A 20,969-nucleotide genomic window follows, 5' to 3' on the forward strand; every position below is an offset into this window, starting at 1 on the left:
TGCCCTCCTTGAGTTAAGGTTTTTCTGGGTAGTGTTTTTCTAGGGTTGTCAATGTTTGTTACAAGGGTTGGCGGCCTGTAAGCGATGGAAGGGAATATTTATGGTCTGGGAAAAGGTAAAAGAGAGTCTGAAAAGCACCCTGGCGGGGAATATTTATGATCTTTGGATTGAGCCTTTGCAGTTTGTGCAGCTGCAGGAGGAAAAACTTTACCTATCAAGTCCGGACAGATTTTTCAGTGCTTATGTAAAACAGAATTTTCTTGAAATTATTGAGGAGAAGGCCAGTGAACATGGTCTGTCGTCACTTCGCATTGTTTTCTGCGAATCGGGTTCAAAAAGTCTCCCGACTCCAATCGCAATGAAACATACTCCCAAAAGAGGACAGTTGCGGCTGCCGTCGGTTCCTGTGAACAAATCCAGGTTCAAGGCTCTTCATCCCAGGTATACCTTCGATGAGTTTATGGTGGGAGAGAGTAATATTCTGGCTGAATCAGCATGTCGTTCCATGGTGGCTCAGGACGACTCCGTCGGTCCCTGTCTTTATATCAACAGCTCCACAGGGCTTGGGAAAAGCCATCTGACCCATGCGGTTGCCCATCAGGTTCTGGCCCAGTCGCCGATGACGAGACTTCATTATGTGACTGCCAGGCAGTTTGCTGCGGAGATGGTACGTGGTATCAAAACCAATACTATGGATGATTTCAAATCAAAATACCTGGAACATTGCGATATTCTTCTTGTGGAGGATGTTCACTCGCTTACGGGGAAGAAGAAAACCCAGGAAGAGCTGAATGAGGTTCTTGATTCTCTGATTAAATCCGGAAAAAGGGTGATCGTTACAGCCAACAGTGCTCCAAGGGATCTGGTAGGGATTGATAATGAGTTCAGATCCCGGATGACTTCCGGGCTTGTCACCAGCATCCAGCCACCTGACATTGCTACACGGACTCGTATTGTTGAGAAAAAAGCGGCCCAGCAGCAGCTGTGTCTCGATGAGGAACTGGTGCAGTACCTGGCGAATAATATTCGCGGAGATGTCCGGCAGATAGAGTCGGCCCTGAGGGCCATAAGGGCCAAAGCCAGACTTGTCGGAGGACATGTGGATCTTGATCTTCTGAGAGAAGTCGTGACCACGATAGTAGGTGTCGAACAGCAGCTTTCTGCTGAGCTTATCTGTGAACTGGTCAGTTGTCAGTTCAATGTGAGCATGGATGCCCTGCGATCAAAATCACGAAAGAGGGCGATTACCTTTCCCAGGCAGGTGGCCATGTATCTGGCCCGCAAATATACTGATGATTCTCTTGCCGATATAGGTAAGGTACTGCACCGTGATCATTCCACGGTGCTGCATGCCATCAAGGTTGTGTCAAACAAGGCTATCCGGGACACATCCATCTCTGCCCAGCTGGACCTGTTGAGCAATAAGGTAAAGCAGCTTTAGCCCGCGTTTCCCATGAATATTGTGTTGCTGTTTGCAAATTTATGAGAGAGGTGGGCTAAAAATAAATGCCTTTGACTTCCGCGGCAGTTTCTGCAACTGAATCTCTGGCGAGAATCGCTTCACCAACCCTGCTGCCGTGCTTTATCATGTCGTTAATACCGATCCCTTCCCAGCCAAACCCGCAAATATAGAGGCCAGCCAGTGATGACTGGACTGTTGATCGCCAGTTGAGGAGGGCAGGATAACCTCTTTCGAGCTGGGGAATACCGGACCGGGGTCGGAGAACTTCTGTGAAAACGGGTTCCTCTCTGATCTTGAGTATTGTCCTCACATCATCGTAAGCCTTGGATATCAGAGTTGGATCGTCCAACTCAAGTTTTTCCGGATGACGTCTGCCACCGACCAGGGTCTCAAAGAGAATATGATTTTCCGGGGCCCGGCCGGGAAACATGTTGGATGAAAAGAGTGAACCGAGGGTAAAGCGTTTTTCGCATTCGGGAATAAGATAGCCGAAACCGGGCGGGAGTCTTGTTTCACTGGTGAATCCAAAAACAACAGTGGCTATTTTAGCTTCAGGAATCGAGTTGAGGGGCAAGGCGGAGTGATCGGTCTCAGGAGCTGAAGTGCCTGGTTTACCGGCAGTGCCAGAACCAGATTTTTTGCCGAAAAAGTTTCTTTTTCCGTACTGACATACCAGTTATTGCCTTCTTTTTTTATCGTCATAGCCCGGCAGGCTGTCTGCAGTTCTTTTCCCTGCTGTAGTTTTTCCGTCAGTTTCTCCGGGAGTTGTCTCATGCCATTTGAAAAACTGATCATGGCCGGCATTTTCAGGGAGCCTCCTTTTTTCCTTTTTTTCTCTTCCCTCATTTTTTTAAACAGTCCACGAAGAAGAGAGCCTGCCTCCCGTTCCAGGTGACGAACACCAGGCATGACAGAGTCAATGGTCAGTCTGTCGCAGTCCCCGGCATAAGTGCCGGTAAAGACGGCATCCACATAAGGTAATAAAGCCGGTCCAAACCTGTGGTGGACCCATTTGGCAACAGTGGGCTCTCCCTCAAGAGGAGAGCGAAAAAGTTCTCCAAGGATCCGCAACTTTGCGGTCCAGGGAATAAGGGGGCCATTAATATCTTCCGCGGGGTCTGGGGTATGAGGTTCAGTTTACCGTTCAGGTAGACGTAGCGCACAAAATCGATTAGTGGTGCTTTTACCGTTTCCGCACTCAGTCCCGATTCATTCAGTAATTTTTGACTTTCCGGACAGTTGTCAAGAAAGCCGTGGGGGCCGATTTCTGCAATAAATCCATCCCGGCAAAAGGAGCGGACAGCTCCGCCTGTGCGGGCTTCTTTTTCAAGAACCACAAAGCGGTGGCGCGGATTTTTTTGTTTGAGTATATGGGCGGTGGTGAGGCCGGATAGTCCTCCCCCTATAATAACAGTATCGAGTTTTCTGGTCATTGCAGTGTCACGTGAAGTTGAGAATGTTTGAGATAAAGTGTTACCCAGCCACCATGCTGCAGCATGCCGGGATTGTAAATTCGTGTGTTACCAATCCGGTCTGCACCTTTTGATTCGTGAATATGTCCGGTGATACAGATATCAGGTTGGTGCTGTTCTATAAATGTTCTTACCGCTTTGGAACCCACATGGCGGCCACTTCGAACCCGGTCTGTTGTCGTGTTGTATGGAGGTGGGTGGGAGACGAGGATCGTGGGTATTTTGTTGCTTGTATCATTTTCTATCTGTTGTAACAGGTTGCTGCCTTTTTTCCATGCTCCCTGCAGGAGAGTCGCCAGCTCTTTTTCTGAAAATTCCGAAGGTGTGTTAAAGGGGGTGGGATTTGAGCCTCCGACTCCCAGGATGAGAAGCTTTGAGCCGATCAGTCTTGCCTGGCCATGCAGGTTGATGTCGAGCTGATCGAGGCATGTATTGACAGATTTTCTGTCCAGATTGCCGAACAGGGCGAGAATCCGGGGGTTAATGGTTATTATCTCGTCCAGCACTTTTCTTACATCAGATTCGGAGCCGTGATTTGTGAGGTCGCCGGTGAGCAGGATCAGATCAGCTTTTTCGATCTCCGGGATAGTTCCGACCCGGGATGTGGCCATGTGGATATCACCAAAGGCAATTATTTTCATAGGTCAGCCGGGAACGTTATTAACAGTAAGGGACAGCTCAAAAATTCAGCAGGTTTATGAAAACGGGCAGCAAAAACCGTGATCAGTTGCATTTATATGCCGGTTTTCAATGTGTTTAATAAAAGCTTCAGTATTGTCACGGTTTTTATGGCTCCATAACCAGCGTTGCTGGATCAAAATGTGGGTCACAGCTACAACGAACGATGAAAGTAATGCGATAGCCAGAATTTTTTTTACTCCACTTTCATATAAATCCAAGAGGAAACTGGACTGTCCACAGAGTGTTGAGAAGAAGAGAGTTGACACTACTGAAACTCTTGACAGTTGTTCTTCGATGCTTAACATTTTGGCCGAAATTATAAAAAAAATCAATGGAAAGGATTTTCTTTTCTTACCTGTACAGACGATAAAAATGAGGTGAAATATGGAAACAACTACGCATGAATTCCAGGCGGAAACCAAAAAACTGCTCAATATTGTCATCAATTCACTCTATACCGAGCGTGATATCTTTGTAAGGGAATTGATTTCGAACGCGGCCGATGCCCTGGAAAAATTCAGGCATGAGTCAATCACAAAAACTGATGTCTTCGATGGTCACGTACCGCTTGAGATCACCATAGATGTTGATGAGAAGAAACAGACCCTGACAATTACCGATACCGGAATCGGCATGACTCGTGACGAGCTTGAGCATAATCTCGGCACTATTGCCCATTCAGGATCCAATACCTTTCTGTCGGAACTTGTTGAAGCGGCCAGAAAAGATATCAGTCTGATCGGGCAGTTTGGTGTGGGCTTTTACTCTGCCTTCATGGCTGGAAAAGAGGTTCGGGTCCAGAGTCGTTCCTGGGACGGCAGCGAGGGACATGAGTGGGTTTCCGATGGTTCAGGATCTTTTACCATTACTGAAATGAAGGGGCTGCACAGGGGAACAAAGATTATTATCGCATTAAAGGATGATGCGAAGGAATATGCGCAGAAATGGAAGATCGAGTCGATCATTAAACAGTATTCGGCCTTTGTCTCATTTCCCATAAAACTCGAAGGGGAAGTCGTCAACACGGTTCAGGCCCTGTGGACCAGAAACCGAAGTGAGATAACTGAAGAAGAATATACCGATTTTTATAAGTTCATCGGCAATGCCACCACGGAAGCAATGTACAGGTTGCATTTTTCCGCTGACGCTCCCCTGGCGATTAATGCTCTTCTCTTTGTTCCCCAGGAGAATTTTGAGGTTCTCGGGTTTGGTCGAGTTGAACCGGGCGTCAATCTCTATTGCCAGAGAATTCTCATTGACCAGCATTCCGAAAATATCCTGCCGGAATGGCTGAGGTTTTTAAAGGGCGTGGTGGACAGCGAGGATCTACCGCTTAATATTTCCAGGCAGGCACTACAGGATAATGCCCTGGTTGCCAAACTGCGAAAGGTAATTACCAAGAGATTCTTGAAATACCTGGATGAAGAGGCGAAAAAAGATGAAGAGAAGTATCGTAAATTCTGGTCAACATTTGGTCTTTATCTGAAAGAAGGTGTAACCAGCGACTACGAATACCAGAAGGAGCTTGGGAAACTGCTTCGCTTTGAATCCTCCAAATCGGAGGATGGCAAACCTGTCGGCCTGGCGGACTATGTTCTGAGAATGAATCCCGACCAGGAGGAGATCTACTATATCAACGGGCCTTCCAGGGCGGCGATTGAGGCCGGTCCCTATGTGGAAATGTTCAGGAAAAAGGATATTGAAATTCTTTATACCCTTGAACCAATCGATGATTTTGTTCTCAGTCATCTTGCCGAATTTGATGGCAAAAAACTTGTTTCAGCAGATCGGGCCGATCTTTCACTGGTAAAGGATGAGGAGGATGCCAGGGAAAATGAGGTCGGTGATGATGGTGACAGCCTTGACAAGGAAGGAATCGATGCACTTCTTCAGTGGATGAAGGAGGAACTTGACGCGGTTGTTACCGATGTGGTTGTTTCGAAACGGCTGGTGGATGCGCCGGCCATGATTGTTAATCCTGATGGTTTCATGACCTCTTCAATGGAACGGATTCTTGCTGCCAGCCGAAAGGACCAGGGGCTTATGGCGGGGGAAAAATCAAAGAAAACCCTGGAAATCAATCCGAAAAATCCCTTGATTATCAAACTGGCCGGGTTGCGTGAAAAAGATGAGAAGCTGGCTGCCGAGGTGGTGAAGCAGATTCACGATAACGCTATGATTCAGGCGGGTCTGGTGGTGGATCCCCTTGAAATGGTTGAGAGGAACTATAGGATTCTCAACCGGGTAGTGGATTGAACTGATAAGAAATGCGGGCAAGCCCGGAAGCGATATCGTTGCCGGGCAGGGGCTGTAAAATGAGGGCTTTCACCTCTTGCAGCCTTCTCTTGCAGCCACTTATTCGTTGATAAAAAATATCGTTCAGGCTATAGAAGTGGCATGGAGTGTAAGGGTAAGGGGCATGGCTTGAAAATTTACACCTGAATCCTGCAATTGACAATCTTGCCAAAGATACGAGGTATCGAAGTGCAGGATTTAGGTTACAGATGGATAACCGGAGAGAGTATGTCTTTTTTAAAATTGCGTATTGTTGTGGTTCTGCTGTGCCTGTTGTCCCTTTTGTCCGGCTGCTATAATAAACCTGTACGACATCTGGCATCTGATGCGGCTTTGTTGAAAGTCGGAGAGTCAACCCGTGAAGATGTCCTGATTTATCTTGGTGATCCAGATGAGCAGCAGCTTGAGCCTGATGGCACTGAGAAATGGTTGTATACCAAAAAGGATATGACCCTTCTGGAGAGAGTGCCCTACGCCGGAAAATATTTTGGCTCCCCTGAGTACAGTCGCCTGGTTGTGACTTTGAAAAACGGTATAGTCACGAAGTGCGTCTATCTGCGTACTGATGAGGATGACCTGGATTGGGCTGATGATTATTCCTGGCAAGAGAAAAAAAGTGAGTGATCGGTATGTAACCAGCAGAGAAAAAATGGTGAGAGAACAGCTCGTTAGTCGTAATATAACTGATGAGCGAACTCTTGCCGCAATGGGTGAAGTCCCCCGGCATTATTTTGTGGATGATGCCATGGGTGGTCGTGCCTACGGGGATTATCCACTGCCCATTGGTGCTGGACAGACTATTTCCCAACCTTATATTGTAGCCTTCATGACACAATCCCTGCAGCTTGGTGGAAGTGAAAGTGTGCTTGAGATCGGCACAGGATCAGGCTATCAGGCCGCCGTTCTCTCCAAGTTGTGCAGGAGAGTTTATACAGTTGAGCGAATTAATTCCCTTCTGGCCGGTGCCCGGAAAGTTTTTGACCGGCTGCGATATTTCAATATCAGATCAAAACTGGATGATGGCACATTGGGATGGCCGGAGCATGGCCCCTATGATGCAATAATTGTTACAGCAGGTGGGCCTGAAATTCCACAACCGCTTATTGATCAGCTCGCCGATCCGGGAAGGCTTGTTATTCCAATTGGGGACAGGCATACCCAGGGGCTTGAACTGCTGGTGAAAAAGGATGGGCAGGTTGAGACCAGGCGACTTGCAAATGTCCGGTTTGTAGACCTGGTGGGGGAGTATGGCTGGAGTGGAAAGTGAAGACATTGGCTCAAAAAGCGTTATACATGGACTGTATGACAGGTGTATGGATTGGATCAGTGGTCCATACGGTGCGTATGCACTTTTCCTGATTGCTTTTGTTGAATCTTCTTTTTTTCCCCTGCCGCCTGATGTTTTTCTTATTGCCATGTGTGTGGCAATCCCACTGAATTCATTTCGCTATGCTGCAATCTGTTCAGTTGGATCGGTTCTTGGGGGTGCTTTCGGGTATGGCCTGGGCTACTGGTTTATGGATAGCGTTGGTATGCCAATTGTGCAATGGTATGGCTTGTCTGCAAAATATGAAATGGTGCAACACTATTTCAAGGAGTATGATGTCTGGATAGTGGGTACAGCTGGCTTTACTCCCATTCCGTACAAGCTGTTCACTATTACGGCCGGTTTTGTACACTCTAATTTTTTTACATTTATGATTGTGTCGCTGGTGGCACGCTCTGCAAGATTTTTCCTGGTGGCAGGGCTTATTCGTAAGTTCGGTCCCTGGATACAGACGTTTATCAATCGTTATTTTAATGTTCTTTCCCTTCTTTTTGTTGTTCTTCTTGTCGCGGGTTTTGCCCTGGTTAAGTATTTCCTCTAATCGCGATTGGGCAAAAAGTGCCTATTGGTCTCGTTTTGGCTGCTTGTATTTGTTAGAATCCCTTGACACTGTCAATATTGCCTGATTTTTCTTGAATTTCCCATTTTCTTTCTATACCCTGAATTTGTGAGCGCGCATAAACCGGTATGGCCGGACCGAATGACTCACCTACAACAGGCAATGAAGATCCCAACTCTGGCAAAAACATCTTCAGTGGTGGGATGTTTAATAACCTGATGGAGTTGATGGAAAAAGGAGCAGGGAGTGGAAGAAATACTGAAAAAAAGACGAACCCTCCAGGAAACAATGAATTTCATGGCAGCGTTATCTGCCGGAATAGAACCGATTCTTGGCCGTGGGGCCAACAGTATGACCATGTCGGCAGGGAGAAACCTGGGAAGAAAGTTTTCTGAAGATGCCAGGAAGACAGATGATTTGCTGGAGGCAGTGGAAGAAGTCAGGAATATACTGGTTGCCAACAGTTGTCTCTGGGGATTCGAACCGTTTAGACCGGAAGGGCAGGATGAGTTTGTTTTCAGAAATGAGAAGGGTGATTTTGAAATGCTTCTGGTCTTCCGAGACTGCATGATCAGGCAGGCCCTTTTTCGTTTCGGACATCCCCAGCAGGGTTCCCTGTGCAATATGATGTATGGTTTTTTTGCGGGTGCCCTGGAGTCTATCATGGGGAAAAAAGCGACACTGACGATTAAACATGCCGGTGAGAACAGTTGCCTGAAAAAACTGACGGTTGCGGCTTGAAGGGATCTTTTTGGAGGAAAAGATGAGTGAAAAAAAGGTTCGCCTGAACAGCGAGTGGTTGTGTGACTGTGGTGGGTGCCATGTGGCGATTGTCGACCTGCATGAGAAAATGCTGCGGGTTATGGAATCCATAGAAATTCAGAAATGCCCGGTACTGACAGATGAGAAAGGGTATCCGGAGGCGGATATCGGTATTGTCACCGGTGCCATCAGGACAGAACATGATCGTAAAGCCGCTATTGAAATGCGTGAGAAATGTGAAACAATTATTGCTTTTGGTACCTGTGCTGTCTATGGGGGATTCCATGGTGCCGGCCTTGCACACAGCAGGGAAGAAATCCTGAACCATGTCTACAGGAAGAGCCCTACAACGAAAACAGATCTTATTCCAGGCAACTCCATATCATCCCTGGAAAAAATGGTGATACCGATTGATGAGGTGATAGATGTGGATCTGTACCTTCCTGGTTGTCCTCCCCATGCCCGGTTTATTTTTGAGGCGCTCTCTTCTCTTGTAAATGGAACAGAACCGAGGGTTGTCCAGGAAACGGTATGCGCAGGCTGCAACAGGGAAATGGAAAAAAGTGAAGTCACCGCCGTTCGGGATAGTCATGAGGGAATTGCCAGAGACGATGTCTGCTTCCTCAGCCAGGGCTATATCTGTCTGGGTTCCGTTACCCTCGACCGCTGCCTGTCTCCCTGTCCCTCCCATGGGATTCCCTGTACAGGTTGTGCAGGACCGACTATGCAGATCCTCACTGAACCCACCAGGGATATCAGAACAGAGGTGAGCGAGCGTATGTCGAAACTGACTGCAATCTCCTATGATACTATCAGGGAGAAAATGGAAAAATCAGCCAAGACATATTATGCCTATGCAATGGCCACAAAAATGATTGGCCAGAAACCTACATTTCTTGTCAGGAAATGGATAGCCGAATCAGAGGAATAAAAGATGTCCAGAACAATCAGAATTGATCCTGTAACAAGAATAGAAGGGCATGCCCGTATCCTCCTGGATTGCAATGAAACGGGTCAGGTAGAAGATGCCTTTTTCTGCGTTAATGAGCTTCGGGGTTTTGAGAGAATATTGGTAGGCATGGAAGCTCATACACTGCCCCAGGTTACAGCGCGTATCTGCGGGGTCTGCCCTACCGCCCACCACCTTGTAGCTGCAAAGGCTCTTGATACAGCGGCCGGTGTAACTGTACCGGAGGCGGGGAAGTTGCTGCGGGAGTTTATGTATATGGGGCATGTGATTCACTCCCATGCACTGTCCCTCTTTATTCTTGCCGGACCAGATCTGGTTTTTGGTCTGCAGGGAGAGGATGCTGGCAGAAATATTGTCGGGATGGCGGAAGTGGAACCGGAGCTGACGAAAAAAGGACTCCGCCTTCGCAGCCTGGGACAGAAAATAAATGAGGCTATTGGGGGACGGGGAATTCATCCTGTGACAGCGGTCGCCGGAGGAATTTCATTTTCTCTCAACGACGGACAATTTTCCCGGCTGCAGGAGTTGACGGCTGAAACGGTGAAACTCTGCTCGGAGCTTGCAGGGCAGATCAGGGAATTTTTATTTCGTCTTTTCGATGCCAACCCCCGGCTACTGGAGAGTCAGAATCAGCCGTCATGGTATCTGGGTAATGTCAGTGACGGCAAACTTGATTTCTATGACGGGATGTTGCGCAGCATGGATGAAAACGGTGCAATCCGAAAAGAGTTTCAGGCAAGTGAATATGATCGGTGTCTGGTGGAGCGTGCCGTTACCTACTCCTATGCCAAGGAGGTCTATTTTCTCCATGAAAATGTTGAAAACATGTACCGTGTCGGCACTCTTGCCCGGTTGAACGTGATAGATGGAATTGAAACTCCCCTGGCCCAGGCTGAATTTGAACAGTTTAGAAACAGTTTTAATTCGCCATGCCATAACAGTGTCGTTCAGATGTATGCCAAACTGGTAGAACTGATATATGCCTGTGAGCGGGCGGATCAGTTGATTAATGATCCGGCTTTGCGGGGGGAAACAAGGGTGGAGGCTTCTTTTGCTGGTAAAAGAGGTGTTGCCCATATCGAGGCACCTCGTGGAACGTTGATTCATGATTATGAAATTGACGAAAGAGGGCTCGTGAAAAAGGCAAATATGATAATTGCCACCCAGCAGAATACTGCAGCCATCAACAGTTCACTCAAACAGAGCGGTAACAGCCTTTTAACCAGCAGTAATGATGAACAGGTACTGAATAATCTCGAATTTGTTGTGCGGTGCTACGATCCCTGCCTGGCCTGTTCCACTCATGCTATAGGAAGAATGGCACTGGAGGTTGAAATACGGTGCAATAACAAGGTGATCAGGAGAATCAGGAGGTAGTGAGATGCTGGAAATGACTATTCATGAGAAGGCCTGCCGTGGTTGCCGGTTATGTCTTGAAGTTTGTCCGACTGACTGTTTTGAGTTTGACGAGGAAAGCAGGAAAGCAGTTGTGGCAAGGATTGCGAGTTGTATTGAGTGTCTGAGTTGTGCCTATATCTGCCCGTCACTCGCTATCACCCATAGAAATCATCATGTTGTGAAGAATTTTTATCGTAACATACAATTCAGTCGTCGGATGGGGAAATTTTTATGATAACGGAAAATGAGTTGAACCTGACTCTGGAAGACTATGACAAGGCGTTTACAGAGGTCTCGTTTCTCCTTGATATGTTTGTGGAGACCATCACTATTTTCGTCGGTAAATCAACGCCGTCACTGGCGGTCGCAGCCGGGAGGAAAATGGCGGTAAATCTACCGGTCTACCTGACCGATAACAGCCCCGAGCAGGTTATTCAGGAGCTTGTCCGTGTTTTTTCAATGCAGGAGCTGGAGTTGAGTGGACATTTTGATGGGACGGAAGCCGCAATTACTATCAACCAGTGTCCCATCGGCAGCGTGTGTGAGAACAGGAAAATGGAGATAGACGGGCAGACCTGTCAAATGTTTCACTACTATATTGCGGGAATAGTGGCTGAACTGGTCGGTATGCCGGTACGACCACGAACTGTTTCCACCGGTGAACAGTGCACCTTTAATTTGGTATTCAGCGGGTTGAAGAGGCGATGACTGAAGGTCTTGTCATATGTATCGGTAATGATTTTGTCGGTGATGACGGTGTCGGTGCTGCTGTCTATAAGCGACTGAAACTGCACGGTGTACCCTCAGGTGTCCGAGTAGAATATCTTGGTCTCGGGGAATGGATTTGCTGGAACATTTGCGGGGAGAGCGGATTCTCGTGGTGGTTGACAGTGTCCAGCTGGGATTTCCCCCGGGAACAGTGCATCAATTACCCTGGGATAAAATCCCATCTCTCGGGAGCCGTCCTGTCAGCGGGCATGGAATCGGAATACGGGAAGCTGTAGAGGTTGCTTTCAGGATCTATCCGAAAAAGGTGCCGGCTGAAATGTACCTGGTGGGAATAGAGGGACACCGGTTTGATCAGTTGGGAGCGGAGATGAGTGATGAAGTTGCTGCGGCAATTGATCCTGCCATGGGTCAGGTGCTTGATCTCCTGTCCCCCATTTCTTCTGAATTCAGGCGGCGTCAGGTTCAAAGTTTTTCTGAGTCTTCCCTTACCTGTAGTAAACAATAGTATCCTGTATTTCCAGTAAAAAATACTGAAGCCAGCCAGGCTGACTTTGTAAATGTATAAGGCCATATCAGAATTGCCACAATGCTCATGGGAAATGCGGACTACTTGCTTTGCCTGAATACCCAGCACAGTTCTGTTGAATCCCGGGAGTGAAATCTGTAACCTTCGAGGTCGAATTTTTTGAGGTCTTCTGCTTTTTCAATGGCATTGTTGATGACAAAATGCGTCATATATCCCCTGGCCCGTTTGGAATGGATGGGAATTGTCTTGTAAACAGAGTTTTTTTTCTGTTGAAAAACCACATCCACTCTTTTTCCACGCAGCTTTTTCTTGAGAATTGTTCTGGAATATTCGGTTGAAGCGAGATTGACGACCGTGGTTGACCCCGTATCTTTAAGTGTTCTGTTTATTTCTTCAGTGATGGTATCACTCCAGAAATGATAGAGGTTTTTTCCCCTGCTCGTGGCCAGTTTTGTTCCCATTTCCAGTCTGTATGGATGCATGAGGTCAAGAGGACGCAGAATTCCATACAGTCCCGACAGAATAAAGATATGATCCTGGCAGTACAGGAGTTGGCTTTTGCTGTATGACTCTGCTGCTATTCCACTGTAAACATCTCCCTGGAAGGTGAAAAAGGCCTGGTGAACATGGCCTTTCTGCAGGGGTAATTCGAAACTGTGGATACGCTCGTAAGTTGTTTCCGTCAGTTTTCTGCTGGTTTTCAAAATGGTTGCCAGTTCATCCTTTGACATGGTCTGGAGTTGGTTTACCAGAAACTCAGTTTTGTCTGGAAAGAGTGGCTGAAAATAGAGGGGGAAATCCCGTCCATTGAAGGTCTGTGTTTTGGAAGGTGCAAGAATAAGGAGCATTGTAGCGAATTCGGATAAATTGTGTTGGCAACTGGACACAGGGCTTTTACTGCCCGTTTTTTGCCTGGCTGCCAACAATGAAAAGGAGTGGTGATTGTCTTGAAAAAACCTGTCTTACACAGTACTCTATTTTCAGTAGATTCTTCAAAAGAAAATCATCAAGATATTACGGGGCCAGGTTGTTTTTGGTATGAAAAGAGGAGCTGTATTATAGTAAGTGATCAGGGGTAAGGTAGATGAAAACACAGAGTTACAAATCCTGTGACCAGTTACGTTTCCAGGGGTATCAGATCATTTTAAATATATGGAGGGTAAAATGACGGAAAAGAAAGCGGTGGAATCAGAAATCGAAGCATTCCTCGGTGAATGGGGCGGTGAAGGGGAGCAGCCGATGAAGAACTGGTTTCAGGTTTTTTTTGATACTGTAAAAACCATGGAGGATGTAGAGCTTACGTTTGTCGCCCGGCCCGGTGTCAGTTTTTCCATCAGGCCAAAGCATATCAGACAGACCGACAGAGAGTTGTTTGCCATTATTGATGTTATTGATGATGACCCTGCAGAACGTTGGTTGTCCGTTTGTTTTTACGGCGATATGATCACGGACCCAGAAGGGAGAGGAGAGGTTATTCCGGGTGGGCTTTCCGGAAGCGATGGGTACTGTTTTGATATGTTTGAAGATGATAAACAGTTTGCTGCCTACCTTGTTGACCGGTTGAAAGAAGCGGGAATGGCCGCGGGAAAATAATGGAACTTCAGGCGGTCTCAGGTTCAAAGTTCCTGGAGTCTTCCCCTACCTGGTGGTTAATTAGTGACCTGTATTTACTGTCGAAACAGTACAGAAGACGGTCGTACGTCATCAGCTAAACAGGAAAGTGGTCACAGGTAGTTGTGACCACTTTCCTGTTAATGAATTATAACTTGAATTGATTTATCATTTCGGCCAATTGTCCGGCCAGTTTTCTTAAATCTTCAGAGCTTATATTCACCTTTTCACTATTTGAGTTGTTTCCTCCCGATGTTTGCCCTGCCAGATCTTTGATTTCGTTGACAACCACTGCAAATCCCTTGCCCGCTTCACCAGCCCAGGTGGCTTCAAAAGTCGCATTGGGTGCCAGAAGATTTGTTTGTTCCGATATTTCGGTTATCGCCTCATTAACCTAACTTGTTTCCTGGGTAGCGTTCTCCAGGGTCTGAATTTTGATATCCTTCATTCAGTTTTAACATGTTTGCTCATTGTATGTGCCGGGCACCGTGTGAATATGTTTATTCACGTTGTTTCAGATATGTATATACGAGTGTCAAGTAAAGAAGAATTATTGTCAAATTATATTTGGTAGCTTTTTCACCCCTGATCAATTTAAGGAGTGGGAAATCACGGGTATTTGTGTCGTATTTTCGGTTAACAATTTAAAATAATAAGAAAATATTTTTCTCTTTAAGAAGGTGTGAGCAGTGTTAAAGAATTTAAGAATATTTTAACATTTCTTTTTCTCTTCACATATTCCAAAGAGTGTGCTACTACATGGTAGTATTACTACATGGTGGTTCTTCTGCAATTCTAACCGGTGAGTGAAATACGATGAATGAAGCGTTGATTCTGGAGAAGCTGGATGCTCTCAGCGATGAAGTGAGATCATTGAAAAAAGATGTTCTTCAGGAGTTGAGGCGTGATCTTGAACCTGTTCTCGAATCAACTCGTCCTGCGACAGTCGGATTCCTGCAGGATGTTGAAAACGGACAGGCAAAGGAAAGGCTCCTGAAATTGTCCTCGACACTGCTTGCAAGTGTGGAGGAGTTGAGCGAAGCTGTGAGGTGTGTCAGCAGTGAAGACGGGGAAAAGAGTACGGCTTTTCCCAAAAGTGTACAGTTCCTGACTGATGTGGAGAGTGAATTCCATATTGATGAACTGGCTATTCTGATGCGCAAGGCCATAACAAACCTGGATACCATGGGAGAAGGTCTGGATATGCTGAAGGCCGGGGTGGAATTCAGGGATGAGATGGCTCCGGTTCTCCGGCTTATGTATCCCAAAATTGTCAGGTTTCTGAATTCTCTCCATGAGGGTGAATTCCAGGCGGAAAAGCTCGGGGATCTGCTGCATACGGTTCTGTTGAACATTCATACTCTGAGCGATCTGTTGAATATGATTCAGCCGTTTACTGAGCTGGTCAAGGAGGTCGGTGTCCTGATGAAGGAGACGGATATTATTAATGGAATGAATATCTGGCTTGACAGCCTGCAGCAGGAAAGTGGCCTTGTCAGGTTGGCCGGAACGTCCATGGCGGCACTCAGGAAACTGGACTGCAGTGAAGAACAGGTCAACGAAATCTGTCGGGCCATTGAAAATCTGGACCTGTCGAGTGCTGAGCCGGTGGGGCTCATGGGCATGGTTAAACAGATGAACGATCCCAAGGTCAAAGAAGCAATCGGCTTTATTTTCATGATTCTGCAGACAATTGGAGCCTGTCTTCATACGTGCAGAATGAATGGAGAAAAGCAGAAGATATAAAAGGGCACGAACGATAAGGAGAATAAAGGAATCATGAAAAAATTAGTCATACTCGGTGCGGGATCAGGAGGCACCATGATGGCCAACAAGATGCGGGGCGACCTGGATGAAGAATGGTCCATTACCCTGATCGACAAGGATAATGTTCACTATTACCAGCCCGGCTTTCTTTTTGTGCCGTTTGATATCAATAAACCAAAGGATATCAGGAGGAGCCGGCGGGAGTTTATCAAGCCGGGAATTGATTTTGTTATCTCTGAAATTACAGGAGTTGACTGGGACAAGCAGGAGATTACAACGGCTACTGAAGGAATCTTCAAGTATGATATTCTCGTGATGTCCACAGGCTGTGATATCAGGCCGGAGGAAGTTGAAGGTCTTCAGGAGGGTTGGGGAAAGGATATTTACGGTTACTACCGCTACAATGACTGTCAGGTACTCGGCAGGGCGCTGAAAAAATTTACCGGTGGAAAACTGGTGGTGAATATTGCGGAGATGCCGATAAAATGCCCTGTGGCGCCCCTTGAATTTGCCTTTCTGGCTGACTGGTATTTCCATGAAAGAGGTATTCGGGACAAGGTGGAGATTGAGTTTGTAACACCTCTTGCCGGGGCCTTTACCAAGCCCGTGGCAACAAAAGTCCTGACCAGTGCCTGTCACGATAAAAACATTAAAATTACGCCAAACTTTTCCCTGGGATCGGTGGATCATGAGAAGAAGGTCATTCAGGCCTACGATGGTACCGAGGTTGATTACGATATGCTGGTGTCCATTCCGCCGAATTTCGGCGCCCAGGTTATGATCGATTCGGATGTTTCTGATCCCATGGGTTATATCCCTGTGGATAAACATACCTTGCAACCTGAAGGCTATGACAACGTATGGGTTCTGGGTGACGGGACAGACGTACCCACTTCAAAAGCGGGAGCTGTTGCCCATTTCCAGGGTGATGTGCTTCATGAGAATATCATGGCTTTCATTTCCGGAGGTGAACAACATGCCCGGTCCGACGGGCATGCGGTCTGATTTATAGAATCAGGCTTCGGGAAAGCCTACATAATTGATTTTAACTATGACACTGAACCTCTTACAGGAAAATATCCATTTCCGGCAGTTGGTCCGCTGAACCTGCTCAGGGAAACGGAACTTAACCATATGGCCAAGCTGATGTTCAAATGGGCCTATTTTAATCTGCTGCTGAAAGGTACCTGGCTTGGGCCGCCGGATCTGATGATGGAAGGAAAGGACCGGGGCTGATATTCAGGCGTTCTAACCCGCATTTTTCATCAGTTCAGGCGGCGTCAGCTACAAAATTTTCAAGAGTAAATAATAGTGGCCTATATTTACTGTTGAAATATTGCAGAAGATGGCGTCGCCTGGGCTGACCTTGGGTGAACATTGTGTCAATTTTGTTCGACTACTGATAGTTGGCTAATTATTTGTATTCTACAGCTCATCTCAAAATTGACACAATGTTCATGAGAAATGCGGGCTAAAAGTAAAGAGTAAGGTGCGAGGAGTAAGGGGTGAGAGAGTTTATGCTCACCCCTTTTTTTTGTCCATCGGGAATTCAAAAAACTCCTTTTAACTGCATTTCTCCTGATCTTTGTGTTAATTTTTAAAGCTGTGAATGGGGGCTGGAATTCGTCCGCCCCAACTTATAAAACGGCCGGACTGTCCTGCGTTTTTCACTTCAATAATGGGGCTTGCTCCAAAGAGCCCGCCGAAACTGACATGTTCCCCTGCTTCCTTGCCGGGAACTGGAATGAGCCGTGCCGCAGTGGTTTTTGAGTTGACCATTCCCAAGGCCATTTCATCGGCGATGATTGCGGAGATGGTATCACTGTCAACGGAGCCCGGGATGGCCACCATGTCAAGCCCCACAGAGCAGACACAGGTCATTGCTTCCAGTTTTTCAATGCAGAGGGAGCCGTTGCCAACAGCTTCCGCGAGGACTGCGTCTTCCATTACCGGAATAAAGGCACCGCTCAACCCTCCCACTGTTTTACTGGCGAAGATGCCACCTTTTTTCACGGCATCATTGAGCATGGCAAGAATGGCTGTGGATCCAGGGGCACCCACGGCATCAACGCCGAGAATCTTGAAAATCTCCCCGACGCTGTCCCCGATGGTGGGTGTGGGGGCAAGGGAGAGGTCAACTACACCAAATTCTATCCCCAGGGATTTTGATACAGCCCGTCCGATCAACTCTCCGCAGCGGGTGACCCGGAAGGTGGTCTGCTTGATTTCTTCTGCCAGTTCATCCAGCTGGAGTGTTCCGTTTTCAGGATGATTGTCGATGAGCCGTTCAAGGGATCGGGCGATGACACCCGGCCCGCTGACGCCGACATTGAGAACCGCATCCGCCTCTTCAAGTCCATGAATGGCACCTGCCATAAAAGGGTTATCCCCGGGCTGATTGCAGAATACAACGAATTTGGCGGCCCCGAAGCCACCGGAATCGGCCGTTCTTTCAGCGAGTTCCTTGATGGTGGTACCCATCATGGCCAGAGCGTCCATGTTAATGCCCTTCTGAGTCGTGGCAATATTGACTGAAGCGCAGATTTTATCAGTTTCGGCAATAGCCTCAGGCAGAGCAGCGATAAATTCCCGGTCAGTGGCTGTCATTCCCTTCTCGAGCTGGGCTGAGAAACCTCCGAGAATATCGATGCCGATATCGGTGGCAGCCTCATCGAGGCTTTTTGCGATCGAGATAAAACCGTCTCTTTTAAAACCGGCTCCCACAAAGGCGATGGGGGTTACGGAAATTCTTTTGTTGACAACGGGAATGCCGTATTTTCTACTGATCGCATCACAGGTCGGCACAAAATTTCCTGCCAGGGTATTGATTCGTTTTTTAATATTTTCACAGGTACTTTGTACCGACTCCCCCCGGCAATCAAGGAGATTTATACCCATGGTCACCGTACGGACATCCAGATTTTCTTTCTGGATCATCTCCACGGTTGCAATTATCTGGTCTGAACGGAGCATACCGGCTTTCTCCTGTTTCTGTTACCTAAATCCTGCAATCAGTGAGTTTATCGAAGATGCGAGGCATCAATGGCGCTGACGTATTTGCATACTTCAAGCCATTAGATAACAAAGCAGATTCGGTAAAGTCGCTAATCCCGCAGGGCAAAGAAAATGAAAAAATCGTTTCACCTTATCGGTGAATGAACTTGCCTTCTGTTTTTACATAATACTTTGATATAAAATAAAAAGTTATCTTTTTCATTTTCTGAAGTGCAGGATTTAGGTGTTAATGAAAGGTGACTTCATTGGTCACCTGAAAAATATCGCTGTGCTGCATCATGACATTCTGGCCGCTCTGTTTCGAATACTCTTCCAGTGCTTCCTGGATCTGTTTGAGTGAAACTGTACAGTTCTTTAAGTCAAGCTGGAGTGCCATGGTGTACTGGTCGTCTTTCAGGGTGGTTACCAGGTCCAGGATATTGATATTATAGTCGTAGCAGAACTGACTGATGCCATGCACAAGACCACCCCTGTTGGGGCCCTGGACGGTCATGATATATGTCTCCTCCGGCGGCTGAACTTTTTCCTCTTCGGGGCTGATTTCCTTTATGGAAACTTCGAACCTGCATTCTGTTTCGATATGGGAAATGGCTGCGATAAGATCTTCCTTGTTGACATTTTCGGGGAAGGAGACACTTAAAATCATACTGAGATAATTACAGAGAACGGATTGGTTCAGATCTGCCACGTCACCGTTCAGCTTGAAAATCGCGCCGGTAATGGAGGCAATAATTCCAGGCCTGTCCTTTGACATTACCGATATAATCATTTGTTTTTTCATTAGAAGTATGATGAGTTCTATTGTTTTTCTCGGTCCTGCATTTTTAAAGTTCAGGATTGATGTATTATGAATTCAAGATTCCGGTATGACGGAGTCAGCCATTATTGCATTGATTCCTGATTTGATCAAGACCTGAATATGATACCTTTGAAAAATACAAAAAGTTTTTTTCAGACGAAAGAAGGAAAAATAGGATATTTTGACGGTTTTTCGGTTAATTTATTTTCGCCTGAATCCTGCAATTGGCAATCTTGCCAAAGATACGAGGCACCGAAGTGCAGGATTCAGGTTCCATTCTTGCTTTTTTGTTTTTACAGAGGTTATTATCCGCAAATATTTACTGTGATGGACTCGTAAAAACTCCGATCTACTGCGTTGTGGGGTGATCGTGTAATGCTCGACGTACTCTATGTACGCCTGCGCTTACACGACACCGCCACGCCTTGTATATCGAAGTTTTTCCAGAGTCCATCTGAGAACGTTGAACGACTTTTTACGAGATCATCTACTGTAACGTGTTGCCAAATTGATGGGAATCGTTTTCGAACGAATTGTAATCCGGGGTAGAATGAAAAAAAAGATATTTATTGAGCAGCTGAAACAGGGAGATCGGATTGATGATCTCTTCCTTGTCAAGTCGGCACGCCTCGCAGAGACGAAGGCGGGGAAGCCGTATCTCATCCTGGCTGTAATGGACAGAAGTGGTGAGGTCAGTGGTCCTGTGTGGGAAAATGCTCTTGAAATGCAGAAAATATGCCAGCCCGGAATTATAATAAAAATTTCCGGTGTGATACAGTCGTACCGGGATGCACTTCAGCTGAAAGTTGAGCGGGTTCAGTCTGTACCCCGTGGGGAAGTGGATCTAGGGGAATTCCTCCCGGTTTCACCCAGGAACAGGAAGGAAATGGCGGATGAGCTGTCTTCACTTATCAGGACCATCAGTAACCCGTACCTTAAAAAACTTCTGGGTCGCTTTTTCGGCAGGGAAGATGATCTGCTGATTTTTCGTGATGCCCCCGCAGCAAAAGGAATTCACCATGCCTATATCGGTGGCCTGCTCGAACACTCTCTTTCCATGGCCAGACTCTGTCATCTCCTGGCGGATCATTACGATGGTGTGAACCGTTCCCTTCTCCTTACCGGAGCTCTGCTCCATGATATCGGCAAATTGAAGGAACTTCAGGCAAATGATGGTGTGGTGGAGTATACTGTGCCAGGCAGGCTGAAGGGGCATCTTGTTATCGGTTGCGAACTGGTGGGAAGAACGGCAGAACGCATAAAGAATTTTCCGGGAGACCTGCTTGTACAGTTGCAGCATCTGATTCTCAGCCACCATGGTCGGCAGGAATTCGGTTCTCCTGTTGTGCCGATGACTGTTGAGGCTATGATACTCAGTTTTGTTGATGATCTTGACGCGAAGATGAACCTGATAGAACAGTTGCGTCGGAAGATGAACAGCGAAGATATGGAATGGACTGAATATCAGAGAACTCTCGAGAGGTATCTCTACCTTGGAGGTTTCAAGGAAAAAACTGAGCAGACAGACACGAAGAAAAAGGATGTCAATCGTCGTCAACCGTCTCTTTTTCCTGGACCGGAACCAGATTGACAGGA

At 46.8% G+C, this 20,969-nt stretch carries 21 protein-coding genes and 2 pseudogenes; 15 read left to right on the plus strand and 8 right to left on the minus strand.

What is annotated here, in order from left to right; genetic code table 11:
• The first annotated feature begins 100 nt into the window (after positions 1 to 100).
• Positions 101 to 1,441 carry a chromosomal replication initiator protein DnaA gene (dnaA, locus tag LO777_RS00005; protein WP_228855551.1) on the plus strand — a complete coding sequence of 447 codons (1,341 nt, stop codon included), beginning with the start codon at positions 101 to 103 and terminating at the stop codon, positions 1,439 to 1,441.
• Between the two features lie 55 nt (positions 1,442 to 1,496).
• Here dnaA and LO777_RS19860 read toward each other — a convergent pair whose 3' ends face one another.
• From LO777_RS19860 to LO777_RS00015, 4 genes and pseudogenes are all read right to left on the minus strand, one after another.
• Positions 1,497 to 2,036 (minus strand): protoporphyrinogen/coproporphyrinogen oxidase, encoded by a 540-nt coding sequence (locus LO777_RS19860; RefSeq protein WP_268907482.1) that lies wholly within the window; start codon positions 2,034 to 2,036, stop codon positions 1,497 to 1,499.
• The gene (locus LO777_RS19865) at positions 2,003 to 2,533 is read right to left on the minus strand and encodes a protoporphyrinogen/coproporphyrinogen oxidase (protein WP_268907483.1); all 531 of its coding nucleotides are present in this window, start codon (positions 2,531 to 2,533) and stop codon (positions 2,003 to 2,005) included. The genes LO777_RS19860 and LO777_RS19865 overlap by 34 nt, the downstream gene beginning before the upstream one ends.
• Positions 2,534 to 2,625: 92 nt before the next feature.
• A pseudogene (locus LO777_RS19870) lies at positions 2,626 to 2,895 on the minus strand (NAD(P)-binding protein); the annotation flags it as partial.
• Positions 2,892 to 3,575, minus strand: a complete 684-nt coding sequence (locus LO777_RS00015; protein WP_228855552.1) for a metallophosphoesterase family protein — start codon at positions 3,573 to 3,575, stop codon at positions 2,892 to 2,894. The pseudogene LO777_RS19870 and the gene LO777_RS00015, both read right to left, overlap by 4 nt.
• Before the next feature lie 424 nt (positions 3,576 to 3,999).
• On the opposite strand from LO777_RS00015, the gene htpG reads away from it, so the two are divergent.
• The 10 genes from htpG to LO777_RS00065 all read left to right on the plus strand — a co-directional run bounded on the left by htpG (position 4,000) and on the right by LO777_RS00065 (position 12,160).
• Positions 4,000 to 5,871 carry a molecular chaperone HtpG gene (gene htpG / locus LO777_RS00020; protein WP_228855553.1) on the plus strand — a complete coding sequence of 624 codons (1,872 nt, stop codon included), beginning with the start codon at positions 4,000 to 4,002 and terminating at the stop codon, positions 5,869 to 5,871.
• A 267-nt stretch (positions 5,872 to 6,138) separates the two neighbouring features.
• Positions 6,139 to 6,534, plus strand: a complete 396-nt coding sequence (locus LO777_RS00025; protein ID WP_228855554.1) for a hypothetical protein — start codon at positions 6,139 to 6,141, stop codon at positions 6,532 to 6,534.
• Positions 6,500 to 7,177 carry a protein-L-isoaspartate(D-aspartate) O-methyltransferase gene (locus LO777_RS00030; RefSeq protein WP_228855555.1) on the plus strand — a complete coding sequence of 226 codons (678 nt, stop codon included), beginning with the start codon at positions 6,500 to 6,502 and terminating at the stop codon, positions 7,175 to 7,177. Before LO777_RS00025 ends, LO777_RS00030 begins: the two co-directional genes overlap by 35 nt.
• Positions 7,158 to 7,778 (plus strand): YqaA family protein, encoded by a 621-nt coding sequence (locus LO777_RS00035; protein WP_228855556.1) that lies wholly within the window; start codon positions 7,158 to 7,160, stop codon positions 7,776 to 7,778. Before LO777_RS00030 ends, LO777_RS00035 begins: the two co-directional genes overlap by 20 nt.
• A 264-nt stretch (positions 7,779 to 8,042) precedes the next feature.
• Positions 8,043 to 8,537 carry a hypothetical protein gene (locus LO777_RS00040; protein ID WP_228855557.1) on the plus strand — a complete coding sequence of 165 codons (495 nt, stop codon included), beginning with the start codon at positions 8,043 to 8,045 and terminating at the stop codon, positions 8,535 to 8,537.
• Between the two features lie 22 nt (positions 8,538 to 8,559).
• Positions 8,560 to 9,489: an NADH-quinone oxidoreductase subunit B family protein gene (locus tag LO777_RS00045; protein WP_228855558.1), complete on the plus strand. Its 930-nt coding sequence runs from the start codon at positions 8,560 to 8,562 to the stop codon at positions 9,487 to 9,489.
• A 3-nt stretch (positions 9,490 to 9,492) separates the two neighbouring features.
• A complete protein-coding gene (locus tag LO777_RS00050) occupies positions 9,493 to 10,905 on the plus strand; it encodes a Ni/Fe hydrogenase subunit alpha (RefSeq protein ID WP_228855559.1) in 1,413 nt (470 codons plus the stop codon).
• Positions 10,906 to 10,909: 4 nt separating this feature from the next.
• Positions 10,910 to 11,161 (plus strand): 4Fe-4S dicluster domain-containing protein, encoded by a 252-nt coding sequence (locus LO777_RS00055; RefSeq protein WP_228855560.1) that lies wholly within the window; start codon positions 10,910 to 10,912, stop codon positions 11,159 to 11,161.
• Positions 11,158 to 11,634: a hypothetical protein gene (locus LO777_RS00060; protein ID WP_228855561.1), complete on the plus strand. Its 477-nt coding sequence runs from the start codon at positions 11,158 to 11,160 to the stop codon at positions 11,632 to 11,634. Before LO777_RS00055 ends, LO777_RS00060 begins: the two co-directional genes overlap by 4 nt.
• A gap of 136 nt (positions 11,635 to 11,770) precedes the next feature.
• A complete protein-coding gene (locus LO777_RS00065) occupies positions 11,771 to 12,160 on the plus strand; it encodes a hydrogenase maturation protease (protein WP_228855562.1) in 390 nt (129 codons plus the stop codon).
• 101 nt (positions 12,161 to 12,261) lie between these two features.
• Here LO777_RS00065 and yaaA read toward each other — a convergent pair whose 3' ends face one another.
• Positions 12,262 to 13,029 (minus strand): peroxide stress protein YaaA, encoded by a 768-nt coding sequence (yaaA, locus tag LO777_RS00070; RefSeq protein ID WP_228855563.1) that lies wholly within the window; start codon positions 13,027 to 13,029, stop codon positions 12,262 to 12,264.
• 316 nt (positions 13,030 to 13,345) lie between these two features.
• Here yaaA and LO777_RS00075 point away from each other — a divergent pair, with 316 nt between their 5' ends.
• The gene (locus tag LO777_RS00075; protein ID WP_228855564.1) at positions 13,346 to 13,774 is read left to right on the plus strand and encodes a hypothetical protein; all 429 of its coding nucleotides are present in this window, start codon (positions 13,346 to 13,348) and stop codon (positions 13,772 to 13,774) included.
• 270 nt (positions 13,775 to 14,044) lie between these two features.
• On the opposite strand, the pseudogene LO777_RS20840 reads toward LO777_RS00075, so the two are convergent.
• Positions 14,045 to 14,186 (minus strand): annotated as a pseudogene (locus tag LO777_RS20840) (methyl-accepting chemotaxis protein); the annotation flags it as partial.
• Between the two features lie 422 nt (positions 14,187 to 14,608).
• On the opposite strand from LO777_RS20840, the gene LO777_RS00085 reads away from it, so the two are divergent.
• Complete coding sequence (locus LO777_RS00085) at positions 14,609 to 15,538, plus strand: DUF1641 domain-containing protein (RefSeq protein WP_228855565.1); 930 nt, start codon at positions 14,609 to 14,611, stop codon at positions 15,536 to 15,538.
• A 33-nt stretch (positions 15,539 to 15,571) separates the two neighbouring features.
• Complete coding sequence (gene sqr, locus LO777_RS00090; RefSeq protein WP_419724108.1) at positions 15,572 to 16,795, plus strand: type III sulfide quinone reductase, selenoprotein subtype; 1,224 nt, start codon at positions 15,572 to 15,574, stop codon at positions 16,793 to 16,795.
• A 354-nt stretch (positions 16,796 to 17,149) separates the two neighbouring features.
• Here the strand turns inward: sqr and LO777_RS00095 are convergent, their stop codons facing one another.
• On the minus strand, positions 17,150 to 18,532 hold the full coding sequence (locus LO777_RS00095; RefSeq protein ID WP_228855567.1) for a PFL family protein: 1,383 nt from the start codon (positions 18,530 to 18,532) through the stop codon (positions 17,150 to 17,152).
• Positions 18,533 to 18,800: 268 nt separating this feature from the next.
• Positions 18,801 to 19,343, minus strand: a complete 543-nt coding sequence (locus LO777_RS00100; RefSeq protein ID WP_228855568.1) for a glycine cleavage system protein R — start codon at positions 19,341 to 19,343, stop codon at positions 18,801 to 18,803.
• A 580-nt stretch (positions 19,344 to 19,923) separates the two neighbouring features.
• Between LO777_RS00100 and LO777_RS00105 the strand changes: the two genes are divergently transcribed.
• Positions 19,924 to 20,964: a 3'-5' exoribonuclease YhaM family protein gene (locus LO777_RS00105; RefSeq protein ID WP_228855569.1), complete on the plus strand. Its 1,041-nt coding sequence runs from the start codon at positions 19,924 to 19,926 to the stop codon at positions 20,962 to 20,964.
• Positions 20,965 to 20,969 lie beyond the last annotated feature (5 nt).

It is taken from the genome of Desulfomarina profundi (genome assembly GCF_019703855.1).
In the GTDB taxonomy this organism is placed as follows: Bacteria; Desulfobacterota; Desulfobulbia; order Desulfobulbales; family Desulfocapsaceae; genus Desulfomarina; species Desulfomarina profundi.